The organism is Bdellovibrio bacteriovorus (assembly GCF_001592735.1).
Taxonomy (GTDB): domain Bacteria; phylum Bdellovibrionota; class Bdellovibrionia; order Bdellovibrionales; family Bdellovibrionaceae; genus Bdellovibrio; species Bdellovibrio bacteriovorus_D.
Map to the genome: position 1 here is coordinate 1,613,751 of NZ_LUKE01000001.1, position 15,831 is coordinate 1,629,581.

Annotated in this window: 19 protein-coding genes; 9 read left to right on the forward strand and 10 right to left on the reverse strand. The window is 44.3% G+C overall.

The window, feature by feature from the left end; genetic code table 11:
• Positions 1–25: 25 nt before the first annotated feature.
• A complete protein-coding gene (gene glnA, locus AZI86_RS07890) occupies positions 26–1,444 on the reverse strand; it encodes a type I glutamate--ammonia ligase (RefSeq protein ID WP_061834514.1) in 1,419 nt (472 codons plus the stop codon).
• A 49-nt stretch (positions 1,445–1,493) separates the two neighbouring features.
• Positions 1,494–1,832 (reverse strand): P-II family nitrogen regulator, encoded by a 339-nt coding sequence (locus AZI86_RS07895; protein WP_061834515.1) that lies wholly within the window; start codon positions 1,830–1,832, stop codon positions 1,494–1,496.
• A gap of 219 nt (positions 1,833–2,051) precedes the next feature.
• On the opposite strand from AZI86_RS07895, the gene AZI86_RS07900 reads away from it, so the two are divergent.
• Genes AZI86_RS07900 through AZI86_RS07910 form a run of 3 tightly spaced genes read left to right on the forward strand, consistent with a single transcriptional unit; the run spans position 2,052 to position 3,831 of the window.
• A complete protein-coding gene (locus tag AZI86_RS07900; protein ID WP_081111812.1) occupies positions 2,052–2,654 on the forward strand; it encodes a gamma-glutamylcyclotransferase family protein in 603 nt (200 codons plus the stop codon).
• The gene (locus AZI86_RS07905) at positions 2,647–3,138 is read left to right on the forward strand and encodes a tRNA (cytidine(34)-2'-O)-methyltransferase (protein ID WP_061834516.1); all 492 of its coding nucleotides are present in this window, start codon (positions 2,647–2,649) and stop codon (positions 3,136–3,138) included. The genes AZI86_RS07900 and AZI86_RS07905 overlap by 8 nt, the downstream gene beginning before the upstream one ends.
• Positions 3,139–3,831, forward strand: coding sequence for a hypothetical protein (locus AZI86_RS07910; protein ID WP_061834517.1), 693 nt, complete (start codon positions 3,139–3,141; stop codon positions 3,829–3,831).
• Here AZI86_RS07910 and AZI86_RS07915 read toward each other — a convergent pair.
• A complete protein-coding gene (locus tag AZI86_RS07915; RefSeq protein WP_061834518.1) occupies positions 3,800–4,144 on the reverse strand; it encodes an ankyrin repeat domain-containing protein in 345 nt (114 codons plus the stop codon). The genes AZI86_RS07910 and AZI86_RS07915 overlap by 32 nt on opposite strands.
• 190 nt (positions 4,145–4,334) lie before the next feature.
• On the opposite strand from AZI86_RS07915, the gene secA reads away from it, so the two are divergent.
• The 4 genes from secA (at position 4,335) to AZI86_RS07935 (ending at position 8,941) form a co-directional block, all read left to right on the forward strand.
• On the forward strand, positions 4,335–7,013 hold the full coding sequence (gene secA / locus AZI86_RS07920; protein ID WP_061835106.1) for a preprotein translocase subunit SecA: 2,679 nt from the start codon (positions 4,335–4,337) through the stop codon (positions 7,011–7,013).
• Positions 7,014–7,838, forward strand: a complete 825-nt coding sequence (locus AZI86_RS07925; protein WP_061834519.1) for a zf-TFIIB domain-containing protein — start codon at positions 7,014–7,016, stop codon at positions 7,836–7,838. It begins immediately after the preceding gene.
• Positions 7,819–8,406 carry a hypothetical protein gene (locus AZI86_RS07930; protein ID WP_061834520.1) on the forward strand — a complete coding sequence of 196 codons (588 nt, stop codon included), beginning with the start codon at positions 7,819–7,821 and terminating at the stop codon, positions 8,404–8,406. The genes AZI86_RS07925 and AZI86_RS07930 overlap by 20 nt, the downstream gene beginning before the upstream one ends.
• 91 nt (positions 8,407–8,497) lie before the next feature.
• The gene (locus AZI86_RS07935; protein ID WP_061834521.1) at positions 8,498–8,941 is read left to right on the forward strand and encodes an outer membrane protein assembly factor BamE; all 444 of its coding nucleotides are present in this window, start codon (positions 8,498–8,500) and stop codon (positions 8,939–8,941) included.
• Here AZI86_RS07935 and AZI86_RS07940 read toward each other — a convergent pair whose 3' ends face one another.
• Positions 8,942–9,607 carry a hypothetical protein gene (locus AZI86_RS07940; protein ID WP_061834522.1) on the reverse strand — a complete coding sequence of 222 codons (666 nt, stop codon included), beginning with the start codon at positions 9,605–9,607 and terminating at the stop codon, positions 8,942–8,944. It lies immediately after the preceding gene.
• Position 9,608: 1 nt separating this feature from the next.
• On the reverse strand, positions 9,609–10,250 hold the full coding sequence (locus AZI86_RS07945; RefSeq protein ID WP_061834523.1) for a matrixin family metalloprotease: 642 nt from the start codon (positions 10,248–10,250) through the stop codon (positions 9,609–9,611).
• 155 nt (positions 10,251–10,405) lie between these two features.
• Between AZI86_RS07945 and AZI86_RS07950 the strand changes: the two genes are divergently transcribed.
• On the forward strand, positions 10,406–11,266 hold the full coding sequence (locus AZI86_RS07950) for a hypothetical protein (protein WP_061834524.1): 861 nt from the start codon (positions 10,406–10,408) through the stop codon (positions 11,264–11,266).
• Positions 11,267–11,270: 4 nt separating this feature from the next.
• Here the strand turns inward: AZI86_RS07950 and AZI86_RS07955 are convergent, their stop codons facing one another.
• From AZI86_RS07955 to AZI86_RS07965, 3 genes are all read right to left on the reverse strand, one after another.
• Positions 11,271–11,729: a copper chaperone PCu(A)C gene (locus AZI86_RS07955; protein WP_061834525.1), complete on the reverse strand. Its 459-nt coding sequence runs from the start codon at positions 11,727–11,729 to the stop codon at positions 11,271–11,273.
• A complete protein-coding gene (locus AZI86_RS07960) occupies positions 11,726–12,295 on the reverse strand; it encodes an SCO family protein (RefSeq protein WP_253715823.1) in 570 nt (189 codons plus the stop codon). Before AZI86_RS07960 ends, AZI86_RS07955 begins: the two co-directional genes overlap by 4 nt.
• A gap of 70 nt (positions 12,296–12,365) precedes the next feature.
• Entirely contained in the window at positions 12,366–12,998 is a 633-nt protein-coding gene (locus tag AZI86_RS07965; RefSeq protein ID WP_253715824.1) for a hypothetical protein, read from the reverse strand.
• Positions 12,999–13,272: 274 nt separating this feature from the next.
• On the opposite strand from AZI86_RS07965, the gene AZI86_RS07975 reads away from it, so the two are divergent.
• Positions 13,273–13,704, forward strand: coding sequence for a hypothetical protein (locus AZI86_RS07975; protein WP_061834529.1), 432 nt, complete (start codon positions 13,273–13,275; stop codon positions 13,702–13,704).
• Positions 13,705–13,753: 49 nt separating this feature from the next.
• Here the strand turns inward: AZI86_RS07975 and AZI86_RS07980 are convergent, their stop codons facing one another.
• Both AZI86_RS07980 and AZI86_RS07985 read right to left on the reverse strand, forming a co-directional pair.
• On the reverse strand, positions 13,754–14,251 hold the full coding sequence (locus AZI86_RS07980) for a hypothetical protein (protein WP_061834530.1): 498 nt from the start codon (positions 14,249–14,251) through the stop codon (positions 13,754–13,756).
• A gap of 74 nt (positions 14,252–14,325) precedes the next feature.
• Positions 14,326–15,828 (reverse strand): class I adenylate-forming enzyme family protein, encoded by a 1,503-nt coding sequence (locus tag AZI86_RS07985; protein ID WP_081111814.1) that lies wholly within the window; start codon positions 15,826–15,828, stop codon positions 14,326–14,328.
• Between the last annotated feature and the right edge of the window lie 3 nt (positions 15,829–15,831).

Consider the following 15,831-nt stretch of genomic DNA (forward strand, 5'->3'; position numbering starts at 1 on the left):
TCTCCCCCCGGATTTTAACTGATTATTAGCAATCGTAGTAAAGATGGAATTCGTAAGGAACCGGTCTTTGTTGAACCGGACGAACTTCTTTGTCGATTTTGTACTGAATCCAAGTTTCGATCATGTCATCGCTGAAAACATCGCCTTTTTTCAAGAAGCTGCTGTTAGCGGCCAAATTGTTCAAAGACTCTTCTAAAGTTCCTGGAACAGATGGGATTTTTGCGGCTTCTTGGGGGGGCAATCCATAGATATCTTTATCTAGTGGGTCACCTGGGTGAATTTTATTGATGATACCATCAATACCGGCCATCAAGATCGCGGCCTCCGCTAAATAGATGTTCGCCGTTGGATCTGGAGTACGGAATTCAATACGTTTTGCTTTCGGATTTGGACCTGAATTCGGAATACGCATTGCCGCAGAGCGGTTTTTAAAGCTGTAAGCCAATTTTGTCGGAGCTTCAAAGCCGGGAACCAAACGTTTATATGAGTTTGTCGTCGGATTAATAATTCCGCAAAGTGCCGGAGCATGCTTCAACACGCCACCAATATAGTACAACGCCATTTCAGAAAGACCTGCGTACTTGTTGCCCGCGAAAAGATTTTTTCCATCTTTCCACAAAGACATGTGGATGTGCATGCCTGAACCATTATCGCCGAAGATAGGTTTTGGCATGAACGTCGCCGTTTTACCATGACGTCTTGCCACGTTTTTAACGATGTACTTAAACCACATCATTTTATCGCCCATGTTCAAAGCAGTATCAAAACGGAAGTTGATTTCGCTTTGAGCGGCGGCCACTTCATGGTGATGGCGCTCTACAGTCATTCCCACATTTTCAAGTTCTGCGCAGATTTCAGAGCGAAGATCTTGTTGAGTGTCGGTTGGAAGAGCGGGGAAATAACCTTCTTTGGGACGAACTTTGAAACCAAGGTTGTTGCCACCTTCGTCACGGCCCGTGTTCCAAGAAGCTTCGTCACTGTCGATCATGTAGAACGCAGAGTTTGAAGTTTGTTCGTAACGAATATCATCAAAGATGAAGAATTCAGCTTCTGGTCCAAAGTAAGCCGTATCCGCAATGCCAGTTGATTGCATATAGGCGATAGCTTTTTTAACAACTTGGCGGGGATCACGATTGTAAGCTTGAAGAGTTTCTGGCAGGCACACGTCGCAAATCAACGACAGTGTTGGCATTGACATGAAGGGATCCATGATGGCCGTCGTTGCGTCGGGACGGATGATCATGTCAGATTCTTCGATACCTCTCCATCCGCGGATCGAGCTGCCGTCGAAGCCAAAGCCTTCTTCAAAAGACTCTTCCGTCAATTGATGAAGGGGGATTGTTAAATGTTGCCAAGTTCCGATCATGTCACAGAACTTAAGGTCAACCATGCGTGCGCCTTTTTCATTGGCGAACTTCAAAGCGTCTTTTGCGGTCTTAATCATCGTGGGGCCTCCGATGTTTGTTGTGGGGTGTGGTTTAAAATATAATATTTCATAATGCTTGCTCGTCTTTTTCGCCGGTGCGGATGCGCAGAGCTTGCTCTACGGGAAGCACGAAAATTTTTCCGTCACCAATTTTACCCGTGTGAGCTGTTTTACGAATAGCTTCAACAGCGCTATTGACCAGTGCTTCAGGCAGAACGATTTCAATTTTTATTTTTGGAAGGAAGTCGACAACGTATTCGGCACCTTTGTAAACTTCGGTGCGACCTTTTTGTCTGCCGAACCCGCGAACTTCTGAGACAGTGATCCCCTCTACGCCGACCTCTGAGAGAGCATCGACCACATCATCAAGTTTAAAGGGTTTGATTATGGCCTCAATTTTTTTCATTTAATTCTTTTGTGCAGGTTTGAATGAGCATAGAAAATAAATTGAAAAAACAAAAGCAAATCATTTCTTTTTATTCTTTTAATAACGCAAAACAAAAAGTGTTACTGCTCTAGAAAAATCACATTTTGACGAATTTGGTGTTGTTCGACCCTGTGGTTTTTGGTACACACGGCTTCTCTTTTTCGGAAAACCTATATTGTTGTCACGCTCGGGGGGGATATGACTACAACACGTTTTTTCGTCTATGGTTCTTTGTGTGAGGGGATGGTTCATTTCGCGAAGATTCAAAATTTCATTGAATCTTCGATATTTGCGCGTATTCAGGGTTCTGCCTACCGCTTAAAGGTGGGTTTCCCAGCACTTATTAAAGAAGGACGTGATTTAATTCCGGGGCAGCTGGTCGAACTTAAGGGATCAGAACTGTTGGTAGGTCTTTTGGATGAATTCTTTGGCTTTAATCGCCAAGACCCAGAAAAAAGTCTTTATTGCCGGGACGAGATCGAAGTTTATCCAGAAGGCGCGACGGAGCCTGTCAAAGCCTGGGCTTACTTTTTATCTCCAACTAAGTTACCTATGAACGCCGTTAGAATTCCGGGTGGGGATTGGCAGAAGTCTTTAGAAGAAAAGCCTTCGTTGATTCAACAGCTCACGGAAAAACAAGCGGGTTACATCCAAAGATTAGGAAAATCTGTCGGCCGAGAGATTGTTCCTATTGATTTAGCTCTTTACAGAGAGCTGATGAACTTGGAATTAATCGTAGATAAAGGGCGCCGTTTGGCACTCTCTAAACTTGGCCAGGAAGTATTTAGACACCTTGCCTGATAATAAAACTCTTTTCCGCATTGTACTTATTGAGCCCGAGATTCCGCAGAACACCGGAAACATCGGGCGCAGCTGCGTAGCCACAAATTGCGAGCTGCACCTTGTAGGAAAAATGGGTTTTGAAATCAACGACACAAATCTAAAACGTGCCGGGCTGGATTACTGGCCCCATTTGACATGGCATCGCCACGCGACGTTCGAAGATTGGTTTAGCAAGGTCGAAGACACTTCACGCATTTGGCTTTTCACGACGAAAACAAAACGCACTTATTTTGAACCTAAATATCAGCCGGGCGACTGGTTTGTTTTTGGTAAAGAAACAAAAGGTTTAGATCCAGATTTTCTTTTGCAACACCCAAAGCAAACCGTGACCATCCCGATGATCGGTGAAGGCGCACGCAGTCTTAATTTGGCCACCAGTGTGGCGATTGCGGCTTATGAAGGTGTTCGTCAAATGAACTATTCAACTTTTAAGGGGGAATAAATGAAGTATTTAATTCTGCTGTCTTTATTTGTCGGTCTTTCTGCTCAAGCAGAAACAAATCCCGACGATCTGGCAAAGCTTTATTCGCCCTTCATTCAAGGTGATGTTTTATACATCAAAGGTCGCATCGACAGTCATATTTATGACTATTTCGCGCGTGAAGCTAAAGCCATTCAAAAAGTTTCTACCGTAGATTTGAATTCTTTAGGCGGAAATACCGAGTGGGCTTTGATGGCGGCCGAAAAAATTAAAACGCTAAAACTAAAAACCGTCCTTCATAAAGGAAACTTTTGCGCTAGTGCGTGTACGTATTTATTTGCGGCGGGCTCTGCGCGAATGGCTGAAAAAGAAACTTGGTTTGGAATTCATGGGGTGCGTTTGGGTGCCGGTTACACGACAAGCTTCAATGGTCTTTGTTTTATTGAAATGGAAGATGGCACAAGGGTCTTTGAACCCCGTATGAAGGGCTGTCAGGATTTTCTAAATAAATGGTATGCGGTGACTTTGGATTGGACCAATAAAGGTTTTGATTTCATGGAATCTAATGGGGTTTCTAAAGATCTTCGCGATACTTATTTTGCAATGCCTGATGACCCAGAGTGGCCTTCGCAATTAAATGTTCTAAGAAAACCAGACTGGTTTCTAACAGTCTCGGAAGCAATCAAGTATCGCTTCGTAACAGAGATCCTTTAAGACGCTGCCACCAAGTTTTTGGTGGCAATTTTTTTTCTAAAACCTCAATCAGCGCCGTGCGCTTGTAAGCTTTTGCGGCCTGCAGGGGTGTCAATCCATCAAATTCAGATTCAAGAGCGGGATCAGCGCCATTTTCTAAAAGAAATAGGGCGATATCGTCGTGGCCGGCGATGATGCTTGCGACTAGTGAAGTCGAAAGGATCTCAGGATGTTGGTAATTGGGATTTACACCATTGATGATGTGATATTTGACCAGCTCAAAGTCGCCGGAACTCGCCGCTAGGTACATTTCTTTCCAATCGCCTGCTGACATAATACCTCCCAAAGCGCCGGTAAATCTGTATCGTAACCAAATGATGTCAAGGTGAGGACCGAAAAGAGCTGTCTTTGGTCGAGTCTTTGGTGGAAATCTCAATTTCTCGAATGAAATCGCAACAATGACGCAGCTAGAAAAGGTCCGTTCGCTTGCACCCGTTGTCTATTTGGGTCTATTCTTGAAAACTATGGTGACACAGATTCTTACAAAAATATTCGGAACAAAACACGACCGCGAAATGAAGAAGATCCAACCTTTGGTTGATAAGATCAATTCACTTGAACCTCAAATGAAGGCGTTGTCGGACGATCAACTCAAAGCCAAGACTCCTGAATTTCAAGAGCGCTTAAAAAAAGGTGAAACGGTCGAAGACATTTTGCCAGAAGCCTTTGCGGTTTGCCGTGAGGCTGCGACTCGTGTTTTGGGCATGCGCCATTACGATGTTCAGTTAATTGGTGGTATCGTTCTTAATCGCGGCAACATCGCCGAGATGAAAACCGGTGAAGGTAAAACCTTAGTGGCGACTTTAGCAGTTTATCTGAATGCCCTAACAGGTAAAGGGGTTCACTTAGTCACCGTGAATGATTATCTAGTACGCCGTGATGCTGAGCACATGGGCCGCTTGTATGGATGGTTGGGTCTTACGACCGGTATCATCGTTCACGGGCTGAACGACCAACAACGTAAAGAAATGTACGCTTGCGATATCACTTATTGCACGAACAATGAACTAGGCTTCGATTATCTTCGCGACAATATGAAATTCGATTTGAATGATTACGTTCAGCGCGGTCACAATTTTGCGATTGTGGATGAGTGTGACTCGATTCTTATCGACGAAGCACGTACGCCATTGATCATTTCTGGTCCAGCAGAATCTTCCACGGACAAATATTTGCAAGTAAATGCGATTGTTCCACAACTTAAGCGCGATGTTCATTTCACCATGGAAGAAAAAACCAAAACGGTTTCTTTGACCGATGAGGGAAATGCGAAAGTTGAACAATTGATGGGTCTTTCAAATCTTTATGACCCGGAAAATATTGAAATTCTTCATCACATGTATCAAGGCCTTAAGGCGCACTATTTGTACCGCCTGGATGTTGAATACATGATTAAAGATGGTGAAATCGTGATCGTTGACGAATTCACCGGCCGTTTGATGCCGGGTCGTCGTTGGTCTGATGGTCTTCATCAAGCGATCGAAGCCAAAGAAGGTGTTGAAGTTAAATCTGAAAACCAAACTTTAGCGACCATCACGTTCCAAAACTATTTCCGTATGTACAACAAGCTTTCGGGCATGACGGGTACGGCGGACACTGAAGCGGTAGAGTTTAATAAAATCTATAAATTGGCCGTGAATGTGATTCCGACCAATCGTCCAATCAAACGTATTGACGAAGAAGATGTTGTTTATAAATCTGAAAAAGCAAAATTCAAGGCGATCACGGCCGACGTTAAAGAGCGTATGGCCAAAGGACAACCAGTTCTCGTCGGTACTGAGTCTATTGAAAAATCAGAAGCCTTAAGTGCATTCCTTCGTAAAGAAGGCATCAAACATGAAGTGCTAAATGCGAAACAACATGAGCGTGAAGCAGAAATCATTGCTCAGGCGGGCCGTAAAGGTGCCATTACGATCGCGACCAATATGGCGGGTCGTGGAACGGACATCATGCTAGGTGGTAACGCTGAGATGATGGCTAAAACTGCTGTGGGTAACGACGACAGTCCGGAATACCAAGAAATGGTGCAAAAATTAAAAGGCCAGGTCGAAGCGGAACGCGCCGAAGTGCGTGCGCTAGGTGGCTTGTGCATTATCGGTACCGAACGCCACGAATCGCGTCGTATTGATAACCAATTACGTGGTCGTTCAGGTCGTCAAGGGGATCCAGGCGGATCTAAATTCTATCTTTCATTAGAAGACAAGTTGATGCGTATCTTTAACGGGGAACGCATTCAAAAAATCATGGAGATGTTAAACATCCCTGAGGATGAGCCGATCACCGCAAAAATGGTGACGAACGCTATTGAAGGCGCGCAACGTAAAGTCGAAGGCCATAACTTTGATATTCGTAAGAACCTAATGGAATACGATTCTGTTATGAACTCCCAGCGTGGTGCGATCTATGGCATGCGCCGTAAAGTTCTTGAAGGTCAAGACATCGAAAGAACGACACTTGATTGGTTGGGGGACGTTGTTTCTACTTTGTTAGACACTTACGTTCCAGAAAACGTGAAAAAAGAAGAATGGAGCATCGAAGGATTGAACAATTCTTTGTCGCAAACATTCGGCTTTAAAATCGATTTAGAAAATAAACCTGTGAACTCTGAAACAGTCACCGATGCCGTAAAAGGTGGGGTGAAAACAGTTTTAGATCGTCAAAAAACTTCGATGGGTCCTTTCTTTGAACAAGTTCAAAAGATGATCTTGCTTCAAAGTATTGATACTCACTGGAAGAATCACTTGTACGTGATTGATAAATTAAAAGAAGGTATTGGTCTGCGCGGTTACGCCCAGAAGGATCCTTTGATTGAATATAAAAAAGAAGCTTTCAAGGCTTTTGAGAAGTTGAATGAAGTTATTAAAAAAGACGCGATTGAAAAAATCATGCGCGTTCAATTAGTAGCTCAACAATCTGAAGAGCAAGTTTTAGAAAGCCTTCGCCCGGATGAGCCAGATTTGGATGGGTTGGATTACTCTTCTTCGACGGAAGCAGATATCGGGCATTCACTTCCTGATTCTTCAGCGAATGCGCAACCTGAAAAACGTCGTATGACCTTCCAAAGCGGTCCACGCAATGACGATCGTCCGATGAATCGCGAAGAACGTCGCCGCATTGAAAAGTCTGGTAAAGGAAAACGCTAATTGGCTCAATGCCCGAACTGTCATAATTCGGTCGAGATTCTTGATAGGCATTTGGGGACATTGTTTACTTGCCCCAAATGCAATGCCGTTTTCTTTGTCGATTGGAACGGGCAACCGGAAATGGCCAATCACGAAATAGAAGTCGAAGCTCCGGTGGAAGAAGCATTTGTTCCACCCATCGATGTTCCTCAAGCTCCTTACGAAACGAATATCGAGCCCACATATGTGGGTGAAATTCCGCAAAATATTCCTGAAGAAATGGCGCCGCCAGAAGAGCCTTATTTAGAACCTGCCCAGGAAATCCCTGCCGGTTCGGAGATACACACGCCCCAGGATTACCAGCAGCCTCAGGAATACCAACAGAACTATCAAGACATTCCTGCTTATGGTGAAGAGCCTCCAGCGGAACAAGCTATAGTGCCGGTGGAAGCCGAGACGCCGATGGCGCAAGAACAAGAAATTGATCCTTACGATTTCAATCAGGCTTTGGGGCAGCCACCTCCGCAACCTATGCAGCCGATGGGTTCGGATAATTCTGACTTTTCAGACATCGCCGCCTTTGGCAATACCAATGCTTCGTCGGGTCCTTTGTCCTATGTGGTGATCATCGATGGGATTGAATCCAGTCATCTTTTAAAGCAGCTAAAAGAAGCTATGACGGATTCTCGCTTTGGGTGGGATGTTCAGGCGCTCATAGGTGGTATGGCTGGGGGCCGACTTATTCTAACCGGTCTTTCGCCCGCTAAAGCCTCTGTCTTAATCAACCGAATTAAATATCTGCCTTTTAAAATTTCTTGGAGGCAAGATGTACTCTCTAGCTCTTAAAACAGTTTTGTCCGTGATGCTTTCTTCCGTGGCTTTGGCCAGCGGCGGGGGTGGTCATGGTGGTGCCGAAGGCGGCGGTGAAGCTAAGCCCGAAAAAAAAGAGATCAAATCCGCTGAAGACAGCTTCAGTGTGGTGCAATCCCGGGTGCAAGGCTTAGAAGCCAAAGTGCATTCGGGCCAAGAAGAAATTCAAAAACTAATCACTGAAAAACAGCACACCAAAGATCCTGAAAAGGTGAACGAAATCATTCGTCAAATGCTGACCCTTCATAAGGAACTGGAAAAGAATTTAAAAGAGTACGATCAGCAAAGATCGCTTTTAAAATATCGATATCCTGAAAAAGCGGCTTCAGAAAAGCGCGAATACGAGCGCATTGAATTAAAAAGTATTGAAGACATGGAATCCCAAATGTCCATTGGAAGCTCCGTCAATCGCACGATGAAAAAGGTGCGTATGCAATACGGAAACCCTGAGCCCGAATCTAAAAAGGTTGAAAGCCATTCTAAAACGGCTCCATCTAAGCCGTCACAACCGGGTTTAACGGACCCTGTAATCCTAAAAAAATAAAATCAACGAGATGTCTTAACTTGAGACGTTTCACAAGGGGAAGTTTTGAAGCTTTCCCCGGAAACTGGTAAATTTAAAGACTGGGGGAACTATGCTTCGATATATAGCTATTCCTGTCTTGCTTATGAGTTTTATGCTCTCGGCTTGTCAGACATCTATGTTGAAACAATATAACAAGGTTAAAGCCGGTATGGAAAAAGATGATGTTTTAGACATCATGGGCTCTCCTCAACGCACTCAACGCTTTCATGGTAAAGATCGTTGGACTTATGTATTTTATGATCAGCGCATTCGTTTTGAAAAAGAAGTTCACTTCTTTGAAAATAACGCTATTTACGTAGGTGATATCTGGCAGCCCGAAGAAAGCAAATCTGCGTTTGCCATGGATAAAGCTAATGATCAACGTAACGTGGAAATCGATTCCCAGATCGCTAAAGACTTAGAGACGCATCGCCGAGCTTACGAAAGTTATGAATCGCAAGCGCGCGGCACCGATAAAGTGCGCTATCTTCCGACGTTTGAGCCTATTCGTTAATCACTCAGCCTGGATAAGAACAGGCTGTCCTAGGACCGAGATGATTTCATAGCCATTGATGTTCAGGCTTGGTTCTTCAACATCGCCATACAAAGTGACGCCAACCCAATTCCAATCGGTTGGCCAAAACTCCACGACATTCTTCACAAAAATCTTAGACTTTTCGCTGCGACCGGGGATTTCGCCCGCGAATTCAATTTGGGTTAAAGGACTGCGTAAGATTTTGCTAAATGGAATCGGCAAAGACTCTAAAGTTCTTTGATCCGAAGCCACTAAGCACGGACCACGAACGATCAATGTGGGAATTGCGCCTGAAAAGGCAACCCCTTCTGCTTTAAATACAAAATCAATAGTCGGATACTTTTCACAGACGTTCACTGTTTTGCCGTCTTCATCTTTTACTAAGAAAAGACCTAAAGTGATTCCGGGGCCCGCCGAGGTTTGATCTAGGGAGGCATTTTTTAGCATCTGATATTTAAAGGCTTTTTTAAACTCTTCCGGGCTTGAATCTGAAAGATCGTATTCTGAATGTGTGCTTTCAGATGAAGAAGTGTCGTTGGCCACCCCGCGTTTTTCACCCAGTTTTTTATCTAATATAAAAAGACCTATTGGCAGCAAGGCCAATGCTAGAATGACTAAGAATGTACGAACGTATTTCTTTTTCATCTTAGTACTCACACTTAATGGTGTCTCGATCGGCGTTGGTTAGATCAACACGCACCGAAGCTCCGTTTAATATAGGCCACATAACGCTAGGAACAGTTTTTTTATGATCAAGTCCCAGGGCGTGCCCAAGTTCATGAACTAAAAGACTTTCTAAGTGAACTTCGGCGGGGGTGGCCGGCTGATCGATATAATAATTAAAGTACTTATTATCGATGGCAATGTCAGTTTCGTAAAGCGTGCTGCCTGACCAATAGATCGTAGTTACGGCTTGTTGGTTTTTTTGCGCTTCTGCCCACGTCTGCATCCAATGAATGGTGCTCATTTTGTCTTTCTTGGCACTTTCCGTGGTGATGCCGTCATTTCGTTCAAAGCGGAACAGTGTTAATCCGGCGGCATCATTCCAGTGTTGGGCGGCTTTTTTCAAAGTTTCGACGAATTCTTCAGGATAACTTTTATGAAGCTGTAAAACGACAGGGATATTTGATTTCCAGGAGACCCTTTGCCCGTAAGAGTTTTGTACAAAACCGCAATCTGCTTGAGCGGCACTGGCAAGCGCGTCCTCGTTGCCGGGCCCCAATGATGGCCCCTTTTCGCAGGCAACGAGCCCCAGAAATGCGAGAATGAGTAGAATCTGAGCAAACATATGATTTCAGTTTACACGTACTTTAGTGCGAAATCGTGGAGTTCCTTTGGTAAAGTAAAAGGACTCGACCTAAGTATAATGCAATTCTACGCAATTACCGCCCTAAAACATTTTTTTGTTTGCAAAGGGTTTCAAACTCGCATACATCGTTGTCCATGATTGAACTGGTATTTTCTTTTATCCTAAGCACTTGGGGCGGCCTGACTGTCGTTCAGGAATGGGCTGATGACCACATTGGTGGTTTTCAAGTGCTTACCGATAGAATCCATAAGGAAGAACAAATCCTTTGCGCTTTAGAACGCCAAGGAATGCTAGTTTATGACGGTCAGTGGAAAGAAAAGACACAGCTGCCTATCCCGGCAAGCTGTTTAAAAGACACAACACCTCAGATTGCCAACCCTATTCCGACGATCAGTTTTCGCAGCGAGACTCTTGCGTCCGTTCCTAATCAATCTTCCTGGGACCAGCGCATCGACATTCGCTTAAAAGACGAAGAACAGTATTCGCTTTTTTTTCGCCAAGATAAACAGCACGTGGGGGTGCATTCGACCGCAGGTTGGTCGATGTGGGTGGAACGTAAAACAGGGTGTATTCGTTACGAACTGAGCGACGCAAAGTCCTTAATGCACTTTAGACTAAAAGTGATGGGGAATATAAATCCACTTAAGGGTGTGGTGACGGACGTCAACAGTGTAGAAGCTTTGCACGTCAGCCAAAGTGAAGGAAAAGTTGAAAAGGCCCATGTCTTAGTTGGAAAAAAGCAAGAAGGCTTCACCCAACTAGTATTCCGTCGCGATAAAGACTCTTTAAAGAAAGTCGCTTCAAGTGAATCTAAAAAAGGTTTTAAAGAAGGCTTTCATGAATCTTGGGCTTCAAAGATCGGCGAAAAAGAACTGACGTTGTTTGCTGATGTAAATTCAAAAAAATATCGTGACTTCGTGATGCAAGGTTTGCCGCTGGCTTTTGACAGGGTCAATCCGGAACAGCCTGTTCCGGAGACCGCTTTATTTCGATAGGCTATTAGTGATGGTGGTGGTGTTCAGAAGATGAATCCACGCGTGGTACTACTTTGAACGCGAATTCTTTATCTTTACCATCTTGTTTAAAACGAACCTTGATCGTTTCATCTAATTTTACTTCACGTTTTGGATCAAAAAGCATGATGTGATTGCCACCAGCTTTAAGTTCCAAAGTCCCTTTTGCGGGAACAGTCCAAGTGTCTACTTTTTCCATCGCCATTTTACCGTCTTTTTCTAAAGTTTGGTGAGCTTCCACCGCTTTAAACGGCTCTGCTTTATTCACAGACAACTTAATTTCTTTATCCGAGTTGTTTGTGAAGGTTCCGTATCCCGCTGTTGCTGGGCTGCCTTTTACCGGCAAAAAGATTTTTCCCTCTGAAAGAATTAATGCCTCAGTGGCTTTAGCTTGGGCTTGTAGTCCCGCTAACACGATAGCAGACGCAAAAAGTATTGATCTCATAGTAGCTCCTTTATTTTTTGTAAAATTTCTTCAGAGGATCGTGGGCTAGAAATCATATCCCGCACGCGTCCCTTTTTATCTAAGAAGTAAAGTCGATCGGTGTGGGCGATCGAATACCCCAGATAAGATTTTTTATTTTCTTCAATCATATAGCTGGCGCCGAAAAGTTTGATCGCCGCATCGATTTGATCTTTCGTACCAGTTAAGCCAATAAACGCAGGATTGAATTGTTCGGCGTAGGTGGCCACAGCGTCGGCGGTGTCGTTAGCGGCATCCACGCTGATAAAGATCATCTGCACCTTGCTACGCTCCTTTTCTGAAGCTTCTTTAATCGCTTGGGCCGTGTGGCTTAAGGCCATGGGACAGACATCGGGGCATTTGGCGTAACCGATATAAAGGATGTTCAGGGGCTTTGCTTTTTCCGCGAAGTGAAAGCTTTCCGCGCGATAGGTAAGAGTAAAGTCCCCGCCCAGGGTTGGACCTTGTTGGGCGTACTTGACACCAAAAGTGACCGCAATCGCTAGAAGTGCCGCCACGATAACGGCGATGATAAATTGTTTTCTCATTAGGGTTACCATAACCAAGAAAGGCTCCAGAGTTAAGCTAGGACCCTATGCGCAACAACATGTTGCGGCTTTATGCTTTCATGAAAGCATCGAAATCTTTAAATAGATCCTCTGACGCTTCAACTTGCATAATTATGACGTCATCTTTTTGCGCCAGCTTTCGTATCAGGGATTCAGGTGGCAAAGGGCGTCTATCAGTAATCAAGAAAAAGCGGTAGCCCAAGATGCAAGTCTCAACGGCATTAAGATCCTCAACGCGGGCCCGTTGCGGCGGGGATAATGTAGCACTGTATTCGGGTTGAAAGGCCACCCAAAATTGGTAGTCGTTTTCTTCAAGAAACCGACCATTGTAATCCTGTGCCAGGCGCTCAAAACTGGTCCCCAATAAATCTTCGCCCTGGGAAGCCAAGATCAAATGTTGCTTCAAGGCTAAGCCCACGATGAAATACAATAAAGCCGTGCGCGAGGCCTTATGATGGTGTTCTGCCCCAAAAAAAGTGTCGTAATAGTCAGGCTCAGTGGTCTTTTTTAAAAATTTTCGATCTTTAAAAAACTCGATCGTGAAAGCGACCGTACGATCAAAGCGTTTTATGCAGGATTCACAAAGCATCAGTGTCGGATTATCCTCTGCCTGCATCCATACGGGAAACAGGTTTTCCGCAAGCAGAGTCGCTTTTTTTGAACAAAGAGGGCAGTTTTCCATTTTTCAAAACTAACATGCGTCGCAATTCGAGGGTATCTTTTACTGGCTTAAGAAGCAGGCGTTCTCCGATAGGAGCACAAGGCTTCTTAAGAAGTAAAAGAGTAAAGGTCGTCGAAATCTTGGACATCCTTTCTCCGTCTGTTCTCTAGGTCGAGATGTTATGAAGATGGCATCTGGATTGCAACTTCGGCTTTAACCAAATTTGGAGAAGTCGATCCTCCGCTAAGCTGCGAGTCCGGCGTATTTCTCTATTATTCATTTAAAGGAAATATGTATGAATACCTATCTAAAAATTATGGGTGCAGCAGCGGTGGTTTTAAGTGTGCAATCAGCAGTGGCTGGCAATGGCACTATTGGATCTTTTTCAAGATCTGCATCATCTTCGACATCGTTAGTTAAAAAACTTACTTCTCGTTATGATATGAATGCCGTAAAGGGCAACATCATTACCATGCCAGATCAAGGTTATTGCCGCGTTACCGAATATTCGAGTGCACTTTTGTGTAGTAGTGACTACTCATATGGCTTGGGATTTGGGAACTTAAGACAAATCGGTGAGATCAATTGCGAAAGTGGAAGCAAATTTTTTGTACTTACGCCATTGGATGTTAGTAAACGGGGTGACGTCGTGGTGGGATATCCCAGCACGTTTTACCAAAAAAATTGTCGCCAGTTTGAAAATGCACCCAATCCTAAAGTTCAGTAACAAAGTGATTCTCTAACAGAAAGCCCTGAGCTCAAAGACTCGGGGCTTTTTAATCTTCGAAATTTGCGTAGCCATCACCATCAATGTCGTACTCTTTAAAGTCAGGGGAAACGATCGAGGTTTCCGTGATACGACCTTCAGTGCAGTCTTCTAAAGTCTCTTCATTCTCATAGTCGTAGTCACAAGAATCCGTGTTAATAGCAGCTTGAGAATAAATAATACGGTAAGCGATCAGTTTTTTGTTTTTATAAATTGCGACCACTTCATTCAATTCTGTTTCGCCGCGAGTGATGTAGCCGCCTTCTAAAATCGTATCACCCCACACGCGCACTTGATCTTCGGCAACTTCCATCAGTGCTTTTTCTAAAGCCGCAGGCAAGGTGCCTTCGCTGACCAGTTCTTTTTCTTCATAGATTTGTTCGCAAGTCGGGCCTTCGCAGTTGTTGAATTCTTCGATGATATCCCAGAATGAACTTTGTGGTCCCGAGCCTTGGGCTATTGTCGTAGTCAAAGCCATAAGAATAATGAAAGCGATATTTTTGGCCATTGCAGTCTCCATGAGTGAATGACCCGCTTATAAAAGACGGGCGTCAGAGATTCCAATGCATGAAGGGGATTTTATTATGCATTCTCTGCAAGAACGCGTTTTAGGACCTTGCCGCTGTCCCCTTTAGGCAGGGAGGCCATAAAAACGAACTGCTTAGGAATTTTAAACTTGGCGAGGTTCTGCAAGCAGTGCCGATGCAGATCTTCGCTGGAGATCTCTTTTCCCGGTACGATGAAAGCTTTACCCACTTCACCCCACTTATCATCGGGAACCCCGATGACAGCTGCTTCTAGGACATCGGGATGGGATCTTAAAATCTGTTCGACCTCTGGGGGGTACACGTTTTCTCCGCCTGAAATGAACATGTCTTTTTTTCGACCTACGACATAGAAATATCCTTCAGAGTCGCGGCGGACAAGATCGCCCGTATAAAGCCAGCCTTCTTTAATTGTTTCTTGGGTGGCCTTTTCATTATGCCAATATCCTTGCATGCACATAGGGCCGCGCAAAATCAATTCGCCCACTTGATTTTCACCTAACTCGCGACCTTCGTTATCCACGACTTTGGCTTCGATATAAAAATTTGGAAATCCGATAGAACCAATTTTACGAAGGGCATCTTCTTCATTAAGTGAAAATACGTTCGGACCAAACTCTGTGAGGCCATAGCCCTGACGAATCGGAATGCCTTTTTTATCCCAAGTTTTTATAAGCTCTAAGGGCATCGGTTCGCCGCCCACAATGGCGTAGCGAAGTGAAGAAAGATCTAAAGAGGAAAATTTAGGGGAGCGTGCCATCATATCCATGGTTGTCGGTACCCCAAACAAGATAGTGGCCTTTTCGTCGGCACTTAATTGTAAGATCTGATCGGCATCAAATTTTTTTAAGAAAACAACCTTTGCCCCGCGATGGATAAATGGTGTCGTTAAAACATTCCAACCACCAGTATGAAAGAAAGGCAAAAAGATCACCGTCGAATCGGATTGAGAGATGTTAAGGCGGAAAGTCGTATTGATCGAATTCCAAAAAAGCATTTTGTAATTCAGGATCGCGCCTTTGGGTGAACCGGTGGTTCCTGACGTATAAAGAATCATCACCGGATCACTTTCTTCCGGGATAAAGCTGTAGTCGGTAAGATGGGCCTCTTTTTCTAAAAGCTCGGAAAAACTTTTTTCAGCCGAATGGGATTTTTGAAAAAGCAGGCGTTGCGGTTGTGCTGATGCCGGAAGATTCTTAACGATGTCGCGATAAGCTTCCTGAAATAAAACAAGCTTCGGACTTGAGTCCGTGATGATGTGATTTACTTCACGTTGGGTCAGGCGAAAGTTCACCGGCACCATGATGGCGCCTAATCTTTGCAATGCAAAAAATAAAAAAACGTATTCAAGTTCGTTGGTCGCTAAAACCGCGACGCGATCGCCTTTGCGAATATTGAATTCTCGATGTAAAAGGTGTGCACCTTGATTGGCCAGGCGATAAAAGTCGGCGTAAGAAAATTCACGACCGGTATCACCATCTTTGATGGCGATACTTTTCGGCGAATAGGTCTTCCAACGTTTTAGCCAATCTAATTCCACAAT

Coding starts and splice junctions, on each gene's coding strand:
- glnA (WP_061834514.1), bottom strand. CDS start 1,444: ATGATTAAGACCGCAAAAGACGCTTTGAAGTTCGCCAATGAAAAAGGC.
- AZI86_RS07895 (WP_061834515.1), bottom strand. CDS start 1,832: ATGAAAAAAATTGAGGCCATAATCAAACCCTTTAAACTTGATGATGTG.
- AZI86_RS07900 (WP_081111812.1), top strand. CDS start 2,052: ATGACTACAACACGTTTTTTCGTCTATGGTTCTTTGTGTGAGGGGATG.
- AZI86_RS07910 (WP_061834517.1), top strand. CDS start 3,139: ATGAAGTATTTAATTCTGCTGTCTTTATTTGTCGGTCTTTCTGCTCAA.
- AZI86_RS07915 (WP_061834518.1), bottom strand. CDS start 4,144: ATGTCAGCAGGCGATTGGAAAGAAATGTACCTAGCGGCGAGTTCCGGC.
- secA (WP_061835106.1), top strand. CDS start 4,335: ATGGTGACACAGATTCTTACAAAAATATTCGGAACAAAACACGACCGC.
- AZI86_RS07930 (WP_061834520.1), top strand. CDS start 7,819: ATGTACTCTCTAGCTCTTAAAACAGTTTTGTCCGTGATGCTTTCTTCC.
- AZI86_RS07935 (WP_061834521.1), top strand. CDS start 8,498: ATGCTTCGATATATAGCTATTCCTGTCTTGCTTATGAGTTTTATGCTC.
- AZI86_RS07940 (WP_061834522.1), bottom strand. CDS start 9,607: ATGAAAAAGAAATACGTTCGTACATTCTTAGTCATTCTAGCATTGGCC.
- AZI86_RS07945 (WP_061834523.1), bottom strand. CDS start 10,250: ATGTTTGCTCAGATTCTACTCATTCTCGCATTTCTGGGGCTCGTTGCC.
- AZI86_RS07950 (WP_061834524.1), top strand. CDS start 10,406: ATGATTGAACTGGTATTTTCTTTTATCCTAAGCACTTGGGGCGGCCTG.
- AZI86_RS07955 (WP_061834525.1), bottom strand. CDS start 11,729: ATGAGATCAATACTTTTTGCGTCTGCTATCGTGTTAGCGGGACTACAA.
- AZI86_RS07960 (WP_253715823.1), bottom strand. CDS start 12,295: ATGAGAAAACAATTTATCATCGCCGTTATCGTGGCGGCACTTCTAGCG.
- AZI86_RS07965 (WP_253715824.1), bottom strand. CDS start 12,998: ATGGAAAACTGCCCTCTTTGTTCAAAAAAAGCGACTCTGCTTGCGGAA.
- AZI86_RS07975 (WP_061834529.1), top strand. CDS start 13,273: ATGAATACCTATCTAAAAATTATGGGTGCAGCAGCGGTGGTTTTAAGT.
- AZI86_RS07980 (WP_061834530.1), bottom strand. CDS start 14,251: ATGGCCAAAAATATCGCTTTCATTATTCTTATGGCTTTGACTACGACA.